General features: G+C 70.2%; 16 protein-coding genes and 3 pseudogenes. 15 read left to right on the top strand and 4 right to left on the bottom strand.

Features of this window, described 5'->3' with window-relative positions:
• Positions 1–103 (top strand): hypothetical protein (locus AC1DSO_RS21575; protein WP_477070764.1); only part of this gene is annotated, 103 nt, incomplete at its 5' end.
• Here the strand turns inward: AC1DSO_RS21575 and AC1DSO_RS21570 are convergent.
• Both AC1DSO_RS21570 and AC1DSO_RS21565 read right to left on the bottom strand, forming a co-directional pair.
• On the bottom strand, positions 71–661 hold the full coding sequence (locus tag AC1DSO_RS21570) for an alpha/beta fold hydrolase (protein WP_477070763.1): 591 nt from the start codon (positions 659–661) through the stop codon (positions 71–73). The genes AC1DSO_RS21575 and AC1DSO_RS21570 overlap by 33 nt on opposite strands.
• Positions 662–675: 14 nt before the next feature.
• Positions 676–1,287 (bottom strand): dihydrofolate reductase family protein, encoded by a 612-nt coding sequence (locus tag AC1DSO_RS21565; protein WP_477070762.1) that lies wholly within the window; start codon positions 1,285–1,287, stop codon positions 676–678.
• Positions 1,288–1,372: 85 nt separating this feature from the next.
• Between AC1DSO_RS21565 and AC1DSO_RS21560 the strand changes: the two genes are divergently transcribed.
• From AC1DSO_RS21560 to AC1DSO_RS21545, 4 genes are all read left to right on the top strand, one after another.
• Positions 1,373–1,894, top strand: coding sequence for a winged helix-turn-helix transcriptional regulator (locus AC1DSO_RS21560; protein ID WP_477070761.1), 522 nt, complete (start codon positions 1,373–1,375; stop codon positions 1,892–1,894).
• A 108-nt stretch (positions 1,895–2,002) separates the two neighbouring features.
• The gene (locus tag AC1DSO_RS21555) at positions 2,003–4,423 is read left to right on the top strand and encodes a glycoside hydrolase family 3 N-terminal domain-containing protein (RefSeq protein ID WP_477070760.1); all 2,421 of its coding nucleotides are present in this window, start codon (positions 2,003–2,005) and stop codon (positions 4,421–4,423) included.
• 156 nt (positions 4,424–4,579) lie between these two features.
• A complete protein-coding gene (locus tag AC1DSO_RS21550) occupies positions 4,580–6,499 on the top strand; it encodes a sialate O-acetylesterase (RefSeq protein ID WP_477070759.1) in 1,920 nt (639 codons plus the stop codon).
• Positions 6,499–9,300, top strand: a complete 2,802-nt coding sequence (locus AC1DSO_RS21545) for a glycosyl hydrolase 115 family protein (protein ID WP_477070758.1) — start codon at positions 6,499–6,501, stop codon at positions 9,298–9,300. Before AC1DSO_RS21550 ends, AC1DSO_RS21545 begins: the two co-directional genes overlap by 1 nt.
• A gap of 5 nt (positions 9,301–9,305) precedes the next feature.
• Here AC1DSO_RS21545 and AC1DSO_RS21540 read toward each other — a convergent pair.
• Positions 9,306–9,513, bottom strand: a pseudogene (locus AC1DSO_RS21540) (hypothetical protein).
• A gap of 53 nt (positions 9,514–9,566) precedes the next feature.
• On the opposite strand from AC1DSO_RS21540, the gene AC1DSO_RS21535 reads away from it, so the two are divergent.
• From AC1DSO_RS21535 to AC1DSO_RS21495, 9 genes and pseudogenes are all read left to right on the top strand, one after another.
• Positions 9,567–9,956, top strand: coding sequence for a group III truncated hemoglobin (locus AC1DSO_RS21535; RefSeq protein WP_477070757.1), 390 nt, complete (start codon positions 9,567–9,569; stop codon positions 9,954–9,956).
• Positions 9,953–10,690, top strand: coding sequence for a 2OG-Fe dioxygenase family protein (locus tag AC1DSO_RS21530; protein ID WP_477070756.1), 738 nt, complete (start codon positions 9,953–9,955; stop codon positions 10,688–10,690). The genes AC1DSO_RS21535 and AC1DSO_RS21530 overlap by 4 nt, the downstream gene beginning before the upstream one ends.
• Before the next feature lie 311 nt (positions 10,691–11,001).
• Positions 11,002–11,913: pseudogene (locus tag AC1DSO_RS21525) on the top strand (PAS domain-containing protein); the annotation flags it as partial.
• Between the two features lie 42 nt (positions 11,914–11,955).
• Positions 11,956–12,972 (top strand): annotated as a pseudogene (locus AC1DSO_RS21520) (HWE histidine kinase domain-containing protein); the annotation flags it as partial.
• A 117-nt stretch (positions 12,973–13,089) separates the two neighbouring features.
• Positions 13,090–13,719, top strand: coding sequence for a PepSY-associated TM helix domain-containing protein (locus AC1DSO_RS21515; protein ID WP_477070755.1), 630 nt, complete (start codon positions 13,090–13,092; stop codon positions 13,717–13,719).
• A gap of 10 nt (positions 13,720–13,729) precedes the next feature.
• Positions 13,730–14,260: a DUF2271 domain-containing protein gene (locus AC1DSO_RS21510; RefSeq protein ID WP_477070754.1), complete on the top strand. Its 531-nt coding sequence runs from the start codon at positions 13,730–13,732 to the stop codon at positions 14,258–14,260.
• Positions 14,261–14,271: 11 nt separating this feature from the next.
• Entirely contained in the window at positions 14,272–15,204 is a 933-nt protein-coding gene (locus AC1DSO_RS21505) for a DUF4198 domain-containing protein (protein ID WP_477070753.1), read from the top strand.
• Between the two features lie 121 nt (positions 15,205–15,325).
• Complete coding sequence (locus tag AC1DSO_RS21500) at positions 15,326–16,318, top strand: FAD:protein FMN transferase (RefSeq protein ID WP_477070752.1); 993 nt, start codon at positions 15,326–15,328, stop codon at positions 16,316–16,318.
• Positions 16,315–17,829 (top strand): sulfite reductase subunit alpha, encoded by a 1,515-nt coding sequence (locus tag AC1DSO_RS21495; protein WP_477070751.1) that lies wholly within the window; start codon positions 16,315–16,317, stop codon positions 17,827–17,829. Before AC1DSO_RS21500 ends, AC1DSO_RS21495 begins: the two co-directional genes overlap by 4 nt.
• Before the next feature lie 94 nt (positions 17,830–17,923).
• On the opposite strand, the gene mobA is transcribed toward AC1DSO_RS21495, so the two are convergent.
• A complete protein-coding gene (gene mobA / locus AC1DSO_RS21490) occupies positions 17,924–18,472 on the bottom strand; it encodes a molybdenum cofactor guanylyltransferase (protein ID WP_477070750.1) in 549 nt (182 codons plus the stop codon).
• A gap of 106 nt (positions 18,473–18,578) precedes the next feature.
• On the opposite strand from mobA, the gene AC1DSO_RS21485 reads away from it, so the two are divergent.
• Positions 18,579–19,602, top strand: a 1,024-nt coding sequence (locus AC1DSO_RS21485; protein WP_477070749.1) for a LacI family DNA-binding transcriptional regulator, incomplete at its 3' end; no start/stop codon positions are given.

Genomic DNA, 19,602 nt, shown 5'->3' with positions numbered 1-19,602 from the left:
CCGTAGCGCAGCGGAGAGCCGGGACCCAGGGGCCACCGCACTGCGCCGGCTCCTGGGTCCCGGACAGCCTCTACGAGGCTTCCGGGATGACACAGTGATTTAGAGTAAGGGGGCCCACCAGCTCCCGAATGTCGGCCGCCACCTCGGACAGGTCGTCGTTCAGCTGGTGATCGCGCCCCGCAAGCTTGCGCGCCACTGCTTGCGGGATCGCCTTCGCATAGAGATCCAGATGCTCGGGCGGAACGTCGGCGTCTTGGTCGCCTTGATAGAGGCGCACGGGCGTTCCCGGCGGCAGCTTCGCGCCGAGGCTGGGGCCGAACGCGACCTCGCTGTTCCAGCCGCCATCGCCGAAGAAAGGCGGCGCGATCAGGAAGACACCAGCCAGCGGCCGGACCGACGGCGATTGCGAAAGCCCCAGCGCGATGACCGTCCCGCCGAAGGAGTGGCCGACCAGGATGGCGCCGTCGTCCAGCTTGCCGAGCTCCTCGCGCAGCGCCGCGACCCAACGGCCGAAGTTCGGATCACCCTCGTCGGGCATGCGCGGATAGCGGACCTCGTAGCCCGGGCCCAGTTCGCGCCGCAGGCTGTCGACCAGCTTGCTGTCCCAGTCCTCGTACGTGCCCGCGCCGCCGCCCTGTATGAAGAGAACCTGCGTCTTCATGGTCGATCCTCCTCCTAGACCTTGCGCAGCAGCATGTGCGCCGCCCGCGACGAGGGAACGTAGTCCGCCATCTCATAGCCCAGCGCCGGCAGGTCGAGGCCGGCGAGCAGCGGCTCGCCCGAGCCCAGCACGATCGGCGCGACCACCAGGTGCAGCTCGTCGATCAGGCCCGCCGTCAGGTACTGGCGCACGGTCGAGGCGCCGCCGCCGATGCCGACGTCCTGGTCGCCGGCCGCCGCCTTGGCCCGTTCCAGCGCGGCGATCGCGCCGTCGGTGACGAAGTGGAAGCTGTTGCCGCCCTCCATCTCGAACGACGGCCGCGCGTGGTGGGTCAGCACGAACACCGGCGCGTGGTACGGCGGGTTCGGCCCCCACCAGCCCTTCCAGTCGAAGTCGGGCCAGTCGCCGCGCACCGGGCCGAACATGTTGCGGCCCATGACCCACGCCCCGATCCCGTCGATGATCGCGTCGGCGAAGCGCTTGTCGACCGGGTCCATCTCCGGCGCGAAGGCCCACTGGTGCAGGTCCTCGCCGCCGACGCCCAGCGGATTGTCGAGCGACTGGTCCGGGCCGGCCGCGAAGCCGTCCAACGAGATGCTGAAGTTACGAACGCGAACCTTGCCCATGACGGCCTCCAAAAACCGATTGCAATTTGAAACTGGTTGCATCCTGCATGACTGATTGTATTATGCAACCAGTTTTTGCGAGGACATGGTTTTGCCCCCTCACCAGAAGGCTGACGACCAAAGGTCGGGCTGCCCGATCAACCTGACCCTGGAGGCGCTGGGCGACCGGTGGAGCCTAATCGTCATCCGCGACATCATGTTCGGAAACCGGCGCCACTTCCGCGAGCTGATGGCCGGATCGCAGGAGGGCATCGCCTCGAACATCCTGGCCAGCCGTCTGAAGGCGCTGGTCGAGAACGGCCTGCTGTCCAAGGCCGAGGACCCCAGCCACAAGCAAAAGGTGACCTACAGCCTGACGGAGAAGGCCATCCAGCTGGTGCCGATGCTGGCCGTGATGGGCGCCTGGGGCCGCCGGTACATGCCGGTGACGCGCGAACTGGCCATCCGCGCCGAGCTGCTGGAGGACGGCGGGCCGGAGCTGTGGTCGCGATTGATGGACGAGCTGCGGGTCCAGCACCTGGGCGCGCCCGCCCCACCCGAGGGCCTGACCGTGTTCCGCCAGCTGCGCGAGGCCTATGAGGCGGCCTGCGTGGCAGCTCAGAAATGAGACCGGTACCATTTATGGCTTGAGTGGTCTGACAACCGCCATCATAGTGCCTGGCAACGGCGGCCCCTGAGAGCCGCCAGCACTGTGCGCAAGCCTCGGGGAAACGCCATGACCACGACCCTCACCCGCCGCCTGTTCGGCGCGAGCCTCGCCGCTCTTTCCGTCGCCGCCGCGCCGGGCTTGGCCCAGGCCGCCGACAAGGCCGCGAAGAAAGCTGGCGACAAGCCGCTCTACAAGGATCCGGCCCAGCCGATCGACGCCCGCGTCCAGGACCTGCTGGGCCGCATGACTTTGGAAGAAAAAGCCGCCCAGCTGATCGGCATCTGGCTGACCAAGGCCAAGATCCAGACCCCGGAAGGCGACTTTTCGCCCGAAGAGGCCAGCAAGAACTTCCCCAACGGCCTGGGCCAGATCTCGCGCCCGACCGACCGCCGGGGCCTGAAGCCCGCCACCGTCGTGGGCGCCGCCGCCGGGGCCGAGGACGGCTCGATCGGCCGCAACGCCCCGCAGACCGCCAAGTACACCAACGCCGCCCAGAAATGGGCCGTCGAGAAGACGCGCCTGGGCATCCCGCTGCTGATGCACGACGAGGCCCTGCACGGCTACGTCGCCCGTGACGCCACCAGCTTCCCGCAAGCCATCGCCCTGGCCTCGACCTTCGATCCGGAACTGGCCGAGAAGATCTTCAGCGTCGCCGCCCGCGAGATGCGCGCCCGGGGTTCGAACATGGCCCTGGCCCCCGTGGTCGACGTGGCCCGCGACCCGCGCTGGGGCCGCATCGAGGAGACCTATGGCGAGGACCCGCACGTCTGCGCCGAGATGGGCCTGGCCGCGATCCGCGGCTTCCAGGGCGCGACCCTGCCGCTGGCCAAGGACAAGGTGTTCGCCACCCTCAAGCACATGACCGGCCACGGCCAGCCCGAGAACGGCACCAATGTCGGCCCGGCCCAGATCGCCGAGCGCACCCTGCGCGAGAACTTCTTCCCGCCGTTCGAGCGCGCGGTGACCGAGCTGCCGGTGCGTTCGGTCATGCCGTCTTACAACGAGATCGACGGCGTCCCGTCGCACGCCAACCGCTGGCTGCTGACCAAGATCCTGCGCGAGGAGTGGGGCTACAAGGGCTCGGTCCAGAGCGACTATTTCGCGATCAAGGAGATGATCGCCCGCCATAAGCTGACCAACGACCTGGGCGATACGGCGGTGATGGCCCTGCACGCCGGCGTCGACGTCGAGCTGCCGGACGGCGAGGCCTACGCCCTGATCCCCGAGTTGGTGAAGGCCGGCCGCATCCCGCAGTTTGAGGTCGACGCCGCCGTCGCCCGCGTACTGACGATGAAATTCGAAGGCGGCTTCTTCGAAAACCCCTACTGCGACGAGAAGACGGCCGACGCCAAGACCGCCACGCCGGACGCCGTCGCCCTGGCCCGCGAGGCCGCTCGCAAGGCTGTCGTCCTGCTGAAAAACGACAAGGGCCTGCTGCCGCTGGACGGCAAGAAGATCAAGCGTCTGGCCTTGCTGGGCACCCACGCCAAGGACACCCCGATCGGCGGCTATTCCGACGTCCCGCGCCACGTGGTGTCGCTGCACGACGGCCTGACCGCCGAGGCCAAGGCGCAGGGCTTCCAGCTTGACTACGCCGAGGCCGTGCGGATCACCGAAAAGCGCATCTGGGCGCAGGACGAGGTCAAGTTCATCGACCCGGCCGTCAACGCCAAGCTGATCGCCGAGGCCGTCGAGGTCGCCAAGAACGCCGACGTGGTGGTCATGGTGCTGGGCGACAACGAACAGACCAGCCGCGAGGCCTGGGCCGACAACCACCTGGGCGACCGCGATAGCCTGGACCTGATCGGCCAGCAGAACGATCTCGCCAAAGCGATCTTCGACCTGGGCAAGCCCACGGTGGTGTTCCTGCTGAACGGCCGCCCGCTGTCGATCAACCTGCTGGCCCAGCGCGCCGACGCCATCATCGAGGGGTGGTACCTGGGTCAGGAAACCGGCAACGCCGCCGCCGACGTCCTGTTTGGCCGCGCCAACCCGGGCGGCAAGCTGCCGGTCAGCATCGCCCGCGACGTCGGCCAGCTGCCGATCTACTACAACCGCAAGCCTACCGCCCGCCGCGGCTATCTGGGGGGCGAGACCAGCCCGCTCTATCCGTTCGGCTTCGGCCTCTCGTACACGACCTTCGACATCTCGGCCCCGCGCCTGGCCAAGGCCAAGATCGGTCAGGGCGAGAGCACCAAGGTCGAGATCGATGTCGTCAACACCGGCAAGCTCGCCGGCGATGAAGTGGTCCAGCTCTACATCCACGACGAGACTGCGTCGGTGACCCGTCCGGTGCTGGAGCTGAAGCACTTCRAGCGCGTCACGTTGGCGCCGGGCGCCAAGACGACGGTGACCTTCGAGATCAAGCCGTCGGACCTGTGGATGTGGAACCTGGACATGAAGCGCGTGGTCGAGCCGGGCGACTTCTCGATCCTGGTCGGCCCGAATTCGGTCGACCTGAAGAAGGCGACGCTGACGGTGGCGTAGCGCACGACATCCTGTCATCCCGGGCGGCGTAGCCGCCCCGGGACCGCCAGAAGCGCCGAGCTTGCCGCGGTCCCGGCTCTTCGCTTCGCTACGGCCGGGATGACACGCTAGTTTCAAAGATAGAGCCGTCCAAAGGCGGCCGTAGGAGGACTTCCCATGCGTCGTCTCGCGCCGTTCCTGCTGGCCGCCTTCGTCGCGGCGCCGGCCGCCGCCCAGCCCCTCCTAAACGGCCTGTTCGCCGACCATGCCGTGGTCCAGCGCGACCGTCCGTTGCCTGTCTTCGGAACCGCCAAGCCCGGCGAGACGGTCACCGCCAGTTTCGCGGGCCAGACCCTGACCGCCCAGGCCGGCCCGGACGGCGCCTGGCGCGTCGACTTCCCGGCCACGCCGGCCGGCGGTCCCTACACGCTGACCGCCACCGCCGGCGCGGCTAGCCAGACCACCAGCGACGTCCTGGTCGGCGACGTCTGGCTGTGCTCGGGCCAGTCGAACATGGAGATGCAGGTCAGCGCCTCCGGCGACGCCTGGAACCAGATCAACAACGGCGCGCCCAGCGACACCATTCGCATGGCCACGATCGAGAAGGCCGACGCCCGCGCGCCCGCCGCCGACTTCAAGAAGCCGCCGGTCTGGAAGGCCACCAACAAGGACACGGTCGGCGGGTTTTCAGCCGCCTGCTTCTATTTCGCCCGCGAGCTGCAGAAGACGCGCAACGTGCCGATGGGTCTGGTCCACGCCTCGTGGGGCGGGTCGGGGATCGAGGCCTGGATGACGCCCAAGGCCCTGCGCCAGGTGGGCGGCTACGACGTCGCCATCGAGACCCTGAACCTCTCGTTGAAAGACCCCGTCACCGCCAACCGGTTCTGGGGCGAGACCATGAAAAGCTGGTGGGGCGGCCGCCATACCGGCGAGAGCCTCACCGCCCCCTGGACCGGCGCCGGCGCCTGGACGCCCGCGCCCGAGGGCCTGGGCGTCTGGGAGCGCTGGGGCGTCCCCGCCCTGGCCGCGTTCAACGGCGTCGTCTGGTTCAAGGCCGAGGTCACCCTGACGAAGGTCCAGGCCAAGCAGGCGGCGACCCTGGGCGTGGGCCAGGTCGACGAGATGGACACCACCTATGTCAACGGCGTCGGGATCGGCGCGACCTCGGGCGCCTGGCTCGACCGCGCCTATCCGCTGGCGGCCGGAACGCTGAAGCCTGGCAAGAACACCATCGTCGTGGCGGCCTACGACACCTGGGCCAACGGCGGGATGTATGGGGACGCCGGCAAGCGCGCCCTGACCCTGGCCGACGGAACGCGCCTGCCGCTGACCGCCTGGACCTACCGCATCGAGCCGAAGACCGGGGCCGAGCCGCCGCGCTCGCCTTGGGACACCCTGGCCGGGGTCTCGACGCTGTACAACGGCATGCTGGCCCCGATGGGCCCCTACGCCTTCGCCGGCTTCGCCTGGTATCAGGGCGAGACCAATGTCGGGCGCGACAAGACCTATGCCCCGCTGCTGCGCGCCCTGATGGCCGAGCGCCGCGAGGGCCAGGCGCCCGACATGCCGGCCCTGGTGGTGCAGTTGGCCGACTATGGCGACTTCGCCGACAAGCCCGGCCTCCCCGCCTCCACCGCCGCCCTGCGCGACGCCCAGCGCCGCGCCGTGGCCGCCGACAGCCACGCGGGGCTGGTGGTCACCCACGACATCGGCGACCCGTTCGACATCCACCCGGCCAACAAGCAGGAGGTCGGCCGCCGCCTGGCCCTGGCTGCTCGCCGCCTGGCCGGCGAGGCGGTGACCACCGGACCCGAGGTCGTCGCGGCCAAGCGGGTCGGCGACACCGTCGTGGTCAGCTTCGCCCAGGTCGGTGGCCGGCTGGTGGCGCGCGGCTCGGACAAGGTGATCGGCTTCGAGCTTTGCGACACGGCCTGCCACTGGGCCGACGGGCGGATCGAGGGGAACGCCGTGGTGCTGAGCGGCGCCGGGACCCCAATGGCCACGAAGGTCCGATTCGCCTGGGCCGACAGCCCGACCTTCAACCTGTTCGACGCCTCGGGCCTGCCGGCGGGGCCGTTCGAGGCGGAGGTGAAGTAGTGGTCCCTTACCGCGCCATATCCGCCCTCGTCCTAGCGGGCGTCCTGGCCTCCTACCCCGCCCTCGCCAGGGCCGCCGAGCCCGCCGCCGTCACCCTCTCGCCCAGCGCCGACGCCTTCCCGCTGATCGCCGGCGGCAAGCCGGCGCGGGTCGAGTACGACCAGACCGACTTCCCCGGCGCGATCCGCGCCATCCAGGGCCTACGCGACGACCTCGCCGCCCTCTCAGGCGCGACGCCCGCCAAGGAGGCCCCCGTCGTCATCGTCGGCACGATCGGTCAAAGCGCCGCCATCGACGCCCTGGTCGCCTCGGGCAAGCTGGACGTCTCCAAGGTCAAGGGCCAGTGGGAGGCCTTCGTCCAGCAGGTGGTCGAGAACCCGCGTCCGGGCGTGGCCCGCGCCCTGGTCATCGCCGGGGCCGACAAGCGCGGCACGATCTTCGGGGCCTATGACCTGTCCGAGCGAGCCGGCGTCTCGCCCTGGACCTGGTGGGCCGACGCGCCCGTCCCCAAGCGCGCGGACGTGTTCGTCGCGGCCGGCGCCAACCTGCAGAAGCCCTCGGTCAAGTATCGCGGCATCTTCCTGAACGACGAGGAGCCGGCCCTGGGCGGCTGGGCGCGCGCCAAGTTCGACGGCATCAACCACGGCTTCTACGAGCGGGTGTTCGAGCTGATCCTGCGGCTGAAGGGCGACTTCCTGTGGCCGGCCATGTGGGGCAAGTCGATCCAGGACGACGATCCGCTGACCGCGCCCCTAGCCGACGAGATGGGCGTGGTGCTGGGAACCTCGCACCACGAGCCGATGAACCGCGCCCACGTCGAGTGGGAGCGCTACGGCCAGGGTCCTTGGGACTACAACAAGAACCCGGAAAAGCTCCGCCAGTTCTGGCGCGAGGGCGTGACCCGCATGGGCGCGAAAGAGAGCCTGGTCACCGTCGGCATGCGCGGCGACGGCGACGAGCCGATGAGCGAGGGCACGGCCACCAAACTGCTGGAGACCATCGTCGCCGACCAGCGGAAGATCATCGGCGAGGTGACGGGCAAGCCGCCGTCGGAAACTCCACAGGTCTGGGCGCTCTACAAGGAGGTCCAGGACTATTACGACGCCGGCATGCGGGTTCCCGACGACGTCACCCTGCTGTTCGCCGACGACAATTGGGGCGATATTCGCCGGCTGCCGGAACCGGGCAAGACCCGGCCGGGCGGCTACGGCGTCTACTACCACTTCGACTATGTGGGCGGGCCGCGGAACTACAAGTGGCTGAACACCAACCAGATCGAGCGCACCTGGGAGCAGATGAAGCTGGCCGCCGACTACGGCGCCGACCGGCTGTGGATCGTCAATGTCGGCGACCTGAAGCCGATGGAGCTGCCGATCGAGTTCTTCCTCGACTACGCCTGGAACCCGGCCGCGATCCCGGTCGAAAAGCTGCCGACCTACACTAAAGGCTGGGCCGCCCAGCAGTTCGGCCCCGAGCGCGCGACCGAGATCGCCGCCCTGCTGGACGGCTACACCAAGCTGAACAGCCGTCGTAAGCCCGAGCTGCTGTCGCCGGAGACCTTCAGCCTGACGAACTTCCGCGAGGCCGAGCGGGTCGAGGCCGAATGGGCCGACCTGGAGCGCCGCGCCGACGCCGTCCGCGCCGCGATCTCCAAGGACCAGGACAGCGCCTTCTTCCAGCTGGTCTGGTTCCCGGTGAAGGCCAGCGCCAACCTCAACCGCCTCTACATCGCCGCGGCCCGTAACCGGCTCTACGCGCGCCAGGGCCGGGCCGAGGCCAACACCCAGGCGGCCCTGGTCAGGACCCTGTTCGACCGCGACGCCGAGCTGACCCGGCAGCACGACGCCCTGAACGGCGGCAAGTGGCTGCACATGATGGACCAGACCCACATCGGCTACACCAGCTGGCAGCAGCCGGACCGCAACATCATGCCGAAGACCGAAACCCTGACTCCGACGACGGGCCTGGGCGTCGCGCTCGAAGGCGGCGGTGAGACCCTTCCCGCCCTGGTGCGCTGGGGCGCGCAAGCCCGCTGGGTCGACGCGTTCAACAAGGGCGCGACGCCGGTCGCGATTTCGGCCTCCTCCGACGTCTCGTGGCTGAAGGTGACCAAGGGGCCTGCCAACGCGACCGGCGACATCCGCATCGACCTCGCCGTCGACTGGGCCAAGGCGCCGAAGGGCGATCACGCCGCCAACCTCAAGATCACGGCCGCCGGCGAGACCAAGACCATCACCGTCCCCGTCTCCAACCCGGCCCGCAAACCGGCCAAGGGCGCGTTCGTCGAAGTCGGCGGCCTGACCGCCATCGAGGCCGAACACCACGCCGCCGCGACGGGCGGCCAGGGCGTGGTCTGGAAAACCATCCCGAACCTGGGCCGCACCCCGTCGGGCGTGACCAGCTATCCCTCGACCGCGCCGAGTTCCAAGCCGGCCTCCGGAACGCCGTCGCTGGACTATCTGGTCGATTTCGAAAAGGCCGGCCCCGTCGACCTGACCGTCCTCGTGGCGCCGACCCTGGACTTCCGGGGCGGCCGAGGCCTGGCCTATGCCGTCTCGATCGACGACGCCGCGCCGGAGGTGGTCAACAGCCAGCCCGACCTCTCGAACAAGGCCTGGGACAAGGCCGTGGCCGACAACGTCCGCGCAACCACCACGCGGCTCTCCGTCCTCTCGGCCGGCCCGCACCGGGTGCGGCTGTGGCGGGTGGATCCGGGCCTGGTGTTCGAGCGCCTGGTGCTGTCGCGCGGCCCTGTGCCGGCGAGTTATCTGGGGCCACCGGAGAGTGTGCGGGCGAGGTAGAGAGCCTAGCCTCCGATCTCCTCTCCCCTTGCGGGAGAGGGTGGCCCGCGAAGCGGGTCGGGTGAGGGGTTGAAGAAAGCATCCGCCGCGACGGGCGGTCGATGAAGAGCGCGAAGCCGACGGGACTATCGCCCCCTCATCCGTCGGCTTCGCCGACACCTTCTCCCGCAAGGGGAGAAGGAAACCGCCCCCTAAGTAAGAATCCGAAGCCAATCTTGATCGCTACAGGGGTTCAGTCACGCCACCGGAAGTCCCATGTTCCGAGCATGGCCGTTCCACCCCCTCAGTTCACCGACGAAGAGATCGATCTGCTGGTCGAGACCTTCTACGCGCGCATCCGCCAGCACCACCGCCTGGGTCCGATCTTCGAGAAGGCCGTAGGTCCGGACGGCTGGCCCGCGCACCTGGCGACCTTGAAGGACTTCTGGTCGTCGGTGCTGAACACCACCGGCCGCTACAAGGGCCAGCCGGTGGTGGCCCACCAAGGCGTCGAGGGCCTGACTGAGGGCCTGTTCACGCCGTGGCTGAACCTGTTCCACCAGACCTGCGTCGAGCTGTTCGACGCCCCGCGCGCGGCCATCGTCGGCCAGAAGGCTGAGCGCATCGCCGCCAGCCTGAAGCTCGGTCTGTTCTTCAAGCCCGGAGCGGTGGCTTGAGCGCGCCCGCAAGCGCCCCCGGGCGCGTTCGGGAAGCGCTGGCCGATCATGGCTTCGTCCGTTTCGAGGGCCAGGAGACCCGCGCCCTGCTCGGCCCTGCCGACGCCGGCTGGGCCAGCTTCGCCGAAAGCTGGAACGATCTGCCCGTGGACGGCTTCATGGCTGACGGCGGCCGCTATCGCCGGCGGCGGTTCGCGGCCTTCTCGGCCTCGCCTGAGGACATCGACCGCAAGCCGCACCAGCCCCATTGGCAGAGCCGCGACTACAACCCGCTGAACGGCGGCGTGCAGCGCTGGTTCGAGCCGGTCGCGGACGCTATCGCCGACCACCCGGTGACCCAGGGGATCCTCCGGGCGGGCCTTGAGCTGTTCCACTCGATCAGCGCCCTGCCGCCGGCCGCCTGGCACGTCGAGCTGCACCAGTTCCGCATCGAGGCGCGGACCGGCGAAGAGGGCCAGCCCACGCCCGAGGGCGCGCACCGCGACGGGGTCGACTGGGTGATCGTCATGCTGGTGGACCGCCAGAACGTCGACAGCGGCGTCACCGACATCTTCGCCCCGGACGGAACCAGCCTCGGCTCGTTCACCCTGACCGCGCCCGGCGACGCGGTGTTCCTGGACGACCACCGCGTGCTGCACGGCGTGACGCCGATCCGGCCGCTGGACCCCGCCCAGCCGGCCGTCCGCGACGTGCTGGTGGTGACCTACCGGCGAGAAGAGCAGGTTCAAGCCTAGTCCCAAAAACCTGCCTCCCTAGGCCCTGTGCCTAGGGCCCAGGGGTCAGCAGGCATAGCGCCCGACGAGCGCGCTTCCACGCTGGCCAGATCCTCCCATCATCGCCGAGCCTGGCGGCGCCATGGGTCCTCGCCACAAGGGCGAGGAAGGCGGAGTTTTGCGATGAGCGATTAGCCGAAACCCATGGCGACCGATCGCGCTCGCCCGCCGGTTGCTGCGACCGTTTGCCTCACGCCTTAACCATTTTGACCGTGATCACGGCGTGCGACGGTGAGGTTCGACCTTCCAGTAGGACTGAGCGTCCGTCACGCATGTCTCGAGACGATCAAGCCCTGCCGCCCTATCCGCCCCTGGAGCGCCGCGCGGTGTTTTCCAGCGCGATGGCGGACGCGGTGCCGATCCTGATCAGCTATGTCGACCGCGATGAGCGCTACCGCTTCGTCAATCGCGCCTACGAGCGCTGGTTCGGCGTCGACCGCTCGGAAATCGAGGGCAAGACCGTGCGCGAGGTGCTGGGCGAGGCTGCCTATGGCCGCCTGCGCCACCATGTGCGCCGCGCCCTGGCCGGCGAGAGTGTCACCTTCGAGGGCCAGGTCGACTACCAGCAGGCGGGCGTCCGCCACATCGAGGCGCAGTACGTGCCCGACTTCGCCCGCAACGGCGAAATCCCCGGCTACTACGTCTTGGTCACCGACATTTCCGATCGCAAGAGGGCCGAGGTCGAGCTGGAGCGGATACTGGCCGGCGAGCGGCGGCGGGCGGCTCTGCTGGACCTGGGCCAGACGCTGCGGGACGAGGCCGATCCCGACACCATCGCCCAGACCGCCGCCCGCATGCTGGCAGAGCAGCTGAACGTCGCCCGCGCCGGCTATGGCGAGATGGACGGCGACAGCGACATCGCCGACATCGTCGCCGACGACGGCCGCGCCGAGTCCGGGGTCGCGCGGCTCAAGGGCCAGCGGTTCCGTCTCGAGGACTTCGGGCCGTCGATGAGCGCCGACCAGCGGGCGGGGGTCACCATCGTCATCGGCGACGTGGCGCTGGATGAACGCACCAATGCGCCCGAAGCGCTGGAGGCCTACGCGGCCATCGGCGTGCGGGCCTTCATGACCGTCTCGCTGGTCAAGGCCGGCGTGCTGGCGTCGTATCTGTTCGTCGCCCACGACGCGCCCCGCGCCTTCACACCCGACGAGATCGCCTTCGTCGCCGACGTCGCCGAGCTGATCTGGACGGCCCGTGAGCGCGCCCGCTCGGACATCGCCCTCAAGCGCGCGGAAGAGACCGAGCGCCTGCTGATCCGCGAGGTGGACCACCGGGCCAAGAACGTGCTGGCCGTGGTTCAGTCACTGGCCCAGCTGACCCCGTTCGAGAACAAGGACCAGTACGTCCAGGCCCTGTCGGGTCGCATCGGCTCGCTGGCGCGCGCCCACAGCCTGCTGTCGACCGCCCGTTGGACCGGCGTCGACCTGCACGACCTGTTGCAACTGGAGCTGGACCCTTACGGCGGCGACGGTGTCGAGCAGGTGCTGATCGAGGGCCCGCCGGTGCTGATCGACGCCCAGGCGGCCCAGTCCCTGGCCCTGGTGATCCACGAACTGGCCACCAACGCCAGCAAGTACGGCGCGCTCTCGCGGCCCCTGGGACGCCTGGCGGTCATCTGGCAGTGGGGCGCCGACGGCGTGCTGAACCTGATCTGGCGCGAGGACGCCGGCGCGCCAGTGACCCCGCCCGCCCGGCGCGGCTTCGGCTCGACCCTGATCGAGAGCGCGGTCAAGCAGGCCGGGGCCCGCGTCGAGCTGCTCTGGCGGCCGCAAGGCCTGAAGGTCCGGCTCGACCTCCTGAAGGGCGCCCAATCCCGGTTGGCCGAGAGCGCCCCCGCCTATCGCCCCGGCCTGGCGGCCGAGGAGAGCCCGGCCCTGCGCGACCAGCGCGTGCTGATCGTCGAGGACGAGGCGGTGGTGGCCATGGAGCTAACCCGCGTCCTAACCGAGGCCGGCGCCAAGGTCGTCGGTCCGGCCGGCACGATCGAGGAAGCGCTGGAGCTGCTGGCCGATCATCCGATCGACCGCGCCTTGCTGGACGTCAATCTCGGCGGCCGCTCGATCACCCCCGTGGCCGAAGCCCTGACGGGCCGCCGCATCCCGTTCGTCTACCTGACCGGCTACCAGGAGCCCGACGTCGAGGGCGGTCCGATCCTGCGCAAGCCGGTGGCCGCCAGCGCCCTGCTGGGCGCCTTGGCGCGGGGCCTGCCGTCCACCGCGGGACAGCCTCTCCCGCGATAGGCCCTTACGTGACCGAAAAGGCGTCAGCCGCGCCCGGATCGCGCCTTCTGGCTTGATATTGCAATTCGTTCTCAAGTATGGACGAGCGTCCCGCCGCCAAGGTCTCGCTAGACGCTCGTGAAATCCGCCGCCGATCAGYATCGCCGTTCCTTCTGGCTGAAGCAGTTGCATCAGTGGCACTGGATCAGCGCGGCCCTGTCCTTGATCGGCCTGCTGCTGTTCGCGTTCACCGGCTTCACCCTCAACCACGCCGCCCAGATCGAGGCCAAGCCCGTGGTCGTGTCGCGCAAGGCGACCCTGCCGCCCGACCTGCTGGCCCTGCTGGCCAAAGGCCCCGAAGAGGGCAAGCGTCCCCTGCCCGTGGCGCTGGAGCCGTTCCTCGACAAGGCGGTCGGGGCCGAGGTCGCTGGCCGCGAGGGCGAGTGGTCGGCCGACGAGGTCTATGTCGCCCTGGCCCGGCCAGGCGGCGACGCCTGGGTCTCGATCGACCGCGAGACCGGCGCCGTCGAGCACGAGAAGACCACGCGCGGCGCGATCTCGCTGCTCAACGACCTGCACAAGGGCCGCAACGCCGGCAAGGCCTGGGGCTGGTTCATCGACATCTTCGCCGGCGCCTGCGTGATCTTCGCGGTGACCGGCCTGATCCTGCTGCAATTCCACGCCCGCGCCCGGCCGCTGACCTGGCCCCTGGTCGGCCTGGGCCTGGCCGCGCCCGTCATTCTCGTCATCCTGTTCGTCCACCTCTGAGGCAGACACCGTGAAGCGTTCGATCTCCTTCCTGACCTTCGCTGGCGCGGCCATTGGCGCCGGCGCCGCCACCGCCACGCCGGCCATGGCCGCCGATCTCGCCGTGACCTTCGACATCCCCAAGCTGTCGGTCGCCGAATACCACGCCCCGTTCGTGGCGGTCTGGATCGAGAACCCGGCCGACTCCACCGCCGCCGGCACCCTGTCGGTCTGGTTCAAGCCCAACCACGAGAAGTGGCTGAAGGACATGCGCCTGTGGTGGCGCAAGGCCGGTCGCGAAATGACCGTCCCGGCCGACGGCGTCACCGGCGCCACCCACGCCCCGGGTCCGCAGAAGGTGACGTTCAGCGGCGCCAAGGGGGCGTTGAAGGACCTTAAGCCCGGCCAATACACCTTGGTCGTCGAGGCCGCCCGCGAGGCCGGCGGCCACGAAGCCGTCCGCGTGCCCTTTACCTGGGGCCCAATGGGGGGCAAGCCCGGCAAGCCGGCGACCGCCAAGGGCGCCGCCGAGCTGGGCGCCGTCACCGTCGCCGTGAAGTGAGGGAACGGATCATGAAGGGTCTCAAGACGCGCCTGCTCGCCGCCGCCGCCCTTGGCGCGGCGGTGCTCGTCCCGGTCGCCGCCCAGGCCGCGCGCAGCTGGGTGCTGCCGTCCACCACCACGCTTTCGGGCGCCAACGCCTGGGTGACGGTCGACGCCGCCAGTTCCGACGAACTCTACTTCCCCGACCTGCGTCCACTGCGCATCGAGTCGATCCAGGTGCTGGATTCCGACGGCCAGCCGGTTCAGCCGCAGAGCCCCGCGATGGGCAAGTTCCGCTCGACCTTCGACGTCCAGCTGACCAAGCCCGGCACCTACAAGATCGCCTCGGTCTCGACCTCGGTGATGGCCAGCTACACCGAGAACGGCGAGGTCAAGCGCTTCCGTGGCAGCGGCGAGGACTTCGCCAAGCAGGCGCCGGCCGGCGCCGCCGACCTCAAGACCATCCGGACGCTGGCCCGCAGCGAGACCTTCGTCACCCGCGACAAGCCCACCGACGGCGCGCTGAAGCCGACCGGCCAGGGCCTGGAGCTGGTCCCGGTGACCCACCCGTCCGACGTGGTCGCCGCCGAGCCGGCGACCTTCAAGCTGCTGCTGGACGGCAAGCCGGCGGCCGATCTTGAGGTCACCCTGATGCGCGGCTACGAGCACTGGTCGGGCAAGCCGTCCGCCGAGCTCAAGGCCAAGACCGGCCCGGACGGCGCCTTCAAGGTCACCCTGCCGCAGGCCGGCCTGTGGTGGATCAGCGCCAGCTACCGCACCGGCGAGACCGGCCGCGGCGGCCCGCCGCCGCCAGGCGGGATGGGCGGGATGCCTGGCATGGGCGCTCCGAGCGCGCCGGGCGGCGGTGAAGGCGGTCGTCCTCCCCAGGGCCCGGCCCAACCGCTGGCCGGCGACGGCTATAGCGCCACCTACACCGCCGTGATCGAAGCCCAGCTGCCCTAGCAACAGGGATTGTCATCCCGGCCGCAGCGCAGCGGAGAGCCGGGACCGCAGCAAGCTCAGAGCTTCCGGTGGTCCCGGCTCGGCGCGCTTCGCGCTTGGCCGGGATGACAGTTTTCAAAGCATGCCCCGCGTCCTCGTCCCCGCCCTGACCACGCCGCCCGCCCGCCCCGTCGGCGGGAGCGTGCGCGCGTTCGGCGGCGCGACCATGGGCACGACCTGGTCGGTCAAGGCGGTGCTGCCGGCCACCACCGATCTTCCGGCGCTCGAGGCCATGGTCCAGCGCGCCCTCGACGCGGTCGTCGCGCGGATGAGCCCCTGGGAGCCGGGCTCGGACCTGTCCCGCTACAACCGCGCCGCGCCGGGCAGTTGGACGTCGCTGTCCACCGCGACCCTCGCTGTCCTGCGCCGCGCGATCGAGGTCGCCGAGGCCAGCCACGGCGCTTTCGACCCGACCCTGGGGGCCCTGACCGACCTTTGGGGCTTCGGCCCCGCCCCGTTCTCCGGCCAACCGCCGGCCGCCGAGGCCATCGCCCCCCTGCGTGGAACCAGCGGCTGGAAGCGCCTGGTCCTGGACGGCGACGCCCTGTTGCAGCCAGGCGGACTGGCGCTGGACCTCAATGGGATCGCCAAGGGCTTCGGGGTCGACCAGGCCGCCACCGCGCTCGATCGCGCCGGCGTGAAGAGCTACCTCGTCGAGGTCGGCGGCGAACTGCGTGGGATCGGCGCCAAGCCCGACGGCCAGCCCTGGTGGGTCGAACTAGAACGGCCGCCGACGGCTAGCGGTGGGGAAATCACCGTCGTCGCCCTGCATGATCTGGCCATCGCCACCTCGGGTGACTACCGCCGGTTCTTCGACCACGACGGCCGCCGCTACGCCCACACCCTGGACCCGACCACCGGCGCCCCGACGACCCATTCCACAGTCAGCATCACGGTCCTGGCCGAGGACTGCATGAGCGCCGACGCCTGGGCCACGGCGTTGATGGTCATGGGCCCGGACGCTGCTCTCGCCTTCGCCGCCAAGCACGGCTTGGCCGCGCTGATCGTCAGCCGCACGGCCGATGGCCTGGACGAGCGCCTATCGCCCGCCCTGCAGGCGATGCTGGACGGATGATCGACCTCTCCGCCCTTCCGCCCGAGGCGCGCCGCCTGGTCGCCGCCGGGGCCGTGGCCGGGGTCTACGCCCTGTTCTGCGGCGGGATTGCTATGCGCGAGGCCCTGCGTCGCCGTGCGGTTCGTCGTGAGGCCGAAGCGCTGTCGCGCGGCGCGGGCGAGCCAGTACTGGTCGCCTACGCCAGCCAGACCGGCTTCGCCGAGGAACTGGCCGCCGCCACCGCCAAGGCCCTGTCGGAAGCCGGCGCGCCGGTGACCCTGCGCGACCTTTCGGCCGTCACCGCCGCCGACCTCTCCGGCCGCGCCCTGTTCGTGGTCAGCACCACCGGCGAGGGCGACGCCCCCGACCCGGCCCGCGCCTTCATCCGCGATGTGATGAAGGACGGTCTCGATCTCTCGGCCCTGCGCTACGGCGTCCTGGCTTTGGGCGACTCGACCTACGCCCACTTCTGCGCCTTTGGCCGGAGCCTGGACGCCTGGCTGGCGCGCAACGGCGGCCAGCCGCTGTTCGACCGGGTCGAGGTCGACGACGGCGATCCGGCCGCCCTGCGCCACTGGCAGGGTCAGCTTGCCCTGCTGACCGGCGTCACCGACGCGCCCGACTGGAGCCGACCAGCCTATGGCCGCTGGACCCTGGCCGAGCGCCGCCTGCTGAACCCGGGCAGCCCCGGCGGCGAGGCTTGGCATGTTCGGCTGACGCCGGCCGACGGCGCGACCTGGCAAGCCGGCGACATCCTGGAGATCGGCCCACGCAACGCCCCGGCCGACGTCGAGGCGCTGATCGCGACGCTGGGTTTGCCGCCGGCCGCCGCCGAGACGCTGTCGAGCCTGCGCCTGCCCCACGAGCCGGCGGCGATCGAGGCCCTGCGCGGACTATCGGTCGAAGCCATCGCTGAGCGCCTGACGCCCCTGCCGCACCGCGAATATTCGATCGCTTCGCTCCCCTCCGACGGCGGGGTCGAACTGATCGTCCGCCAGATGCCCCGCGCCGACGGCCAGCCCGGTCTGGGCTCGGGCTGGCTGTGCCGCTTCGCCGAGGTCGACCAGGCGATCGACGCTCGCGTGCGGACCAACCGCAGCTTCCACGCCCCGGAGCCTGCGCGTCCGCTGATCCTGATCGGCTCGGGCACCGGCCTGGCCGGCCTGCGCGCCCACCTGAAGGCCCGCGCCGCGATCGGCGCCAAACGCAATTGGCTGGTGCTCGGCGAGCGAGCGCGGGCCCACGACTATTTCCACCACGACGAGATCGAGGGCTGGAAGGCCTCGGGCCTGATCGAACGCCTGGACCTGGCCTTTTCCCGCGACCAGGCCGAGCGGGTCTACGTCCAGCACCGCCTGCGGGAGGCGTCTGGCACGCTGCGCCAGTGGATGGCGGACGGCGCGGCGATCTATGTCTGCGGGTCGCTGGAGGGAATGTCGCGCGACGTCCACGCGGCGTTGGTCGAGGTGCTCGGCAGTGAGACGCTGGAACACCTGACGGATGAAGGGCGGTATCGGCGGGACGTGTACTGACGAAAAAACCTCGTCATCCCTGGCGGCGTAGCCGACCCGGGACCCAGGGGCCAAGCCCTGTGCGGTGGCCCCTGGGTCCCGGCTCTCCGCTTCGCTACGGCCGGGATGACGAGCTGTTTTGAGCAATTGAAATGAGCGCGCTGAGCTCCTCCGGCGTATTCGCCCCCCGCAACCGCGCCATCGCGCCCTGGGCGACCGGCAAGGCCGCCAGTCCGGCCCGCTCGACCAGCCGCCGCAGCGGCCAGCCCGGCTCGGCGCTTTCCGGCAGGGCGCTCGCGTCCAGCACCATCGGCAGCGGCAGGCCCTCGTAGGTCGCGCCCGGCGGGGCCGCCGCCAGCAAGGGCGCGAGATCCTCGATCGTCACGGTCGGCGCATCCACCGCCAGCACCAGCAGCCGCGGGGTCCCTAGCGCCGCCGCCCCAGCCAGCACGCCGCCGACCGGGCCCGCGCCGGCCTCGCCGTCGGGGACCCACGGCAGGCCAAGATCGGCGCCGGCGGTCACCAGCGCCTCCGCCCCGGCCGCCCGGGCCAGGGCCACGACGCGGTCGATGGCGCGCTCGCCATCCCAGTCGAGCAGGGCCTTGTCGCGCCCCATCCGCCGGGAGCCGCCGCCACACAGGATGATCGCACCGAGGGTGTTCATGCGGATGTCATAGCATCCTCCCCCCAGAGGGGGAGGATTTAGGCAGCGTCTTCCAAGCTGCGCCCGAAGCGGTCTAGTGTCCGGCCCGCAAAGGGACGGAAAAAGAATGAGCCAGCCTGTCGAGCGCCAGCGTCGTCGTACGACCCAGAGCGCCACGATCCGTGACGTCGCCGCCCGGGCGGGCGTGTCGCCGATGACCGTGTCGCGGGTGATCAACCGCGAAAGCACCGTCAAGGAAGAGACCCGGGCCCTGGTCGAGAAGGCCATCTCCGACCTCAACTACGCGCCCAACCCCGCCGCGCGCAGCCTGGCCGGCTCGGCCCCGTTCCGCATCGGCCTGCTCTACGACAACCCCTCGACCGGCTATCTCTCGGAATTCCTGGTCGGGGCCCTGGACGAGAGCAGCCGCACCGGCGCCCAGATCGTCATCGAGAAGTGCGCCGAGCCGGAACTGGCCCGCGCCACCCTGGCTCGTCTGCTGAAGACCGGCGTCGACGGCCTGATCCTGCCGCCGCCGCTGTGCGAGTCGCCCGAGGTCCTGGCCGAGGTGAAGGCCGCCGGCGCCGCCGCCGTGGCCGTCGCCCCCGGCATGGCCAGCAGCGACATGGCCACCATCCGCATCGACAACGAGGCGGCCGCCTACGAGCTGACCCAGCACCTGATCAGCCTGGGTCACAAGCGCTTCGGCTTCATCAAGGGCCACCCGAACCAGACCGTCAGCCAGCAGCGCCTGGACGGCTTCATGGCCGCCCTGAAGGCCGCCGGGATCCCGATGGAGGACATCCGGGTCGAGCAGGGCTACTTCACCTATCGCTCGGGCCTGGAGGCGGCCGAGCGGCTGCTGGCGGCCGATCCGCGCCCCACCGCCGTGTTCGCCGCCAACGACGACATGGCCGCCGCCACCGAGGGCCTGGCCCACCGCCTGGGCCTGGACGTGCCGGGCGACCTGTCGATCGTCGGCTTCGACGACACCTCGATCGCCGACAACATCTGGCCCGCCCTGACCACCGTCCACCAGCCGATCGCCGCCATGGCTCGCGCGGCCGTGGACCTGGTGCTGGAAGAGATCCGCCGCCACCGCGACGGCGGCGGCGAGCCCCGCCAGCTGATGCATCCGCACACCCTGATCG

The organism is Caulobacter sp. P4_E5 (assembly GCF_056401555.1).
This window is presented reverse-complemented; position numbering and strand designations above follow the sequence as displayed.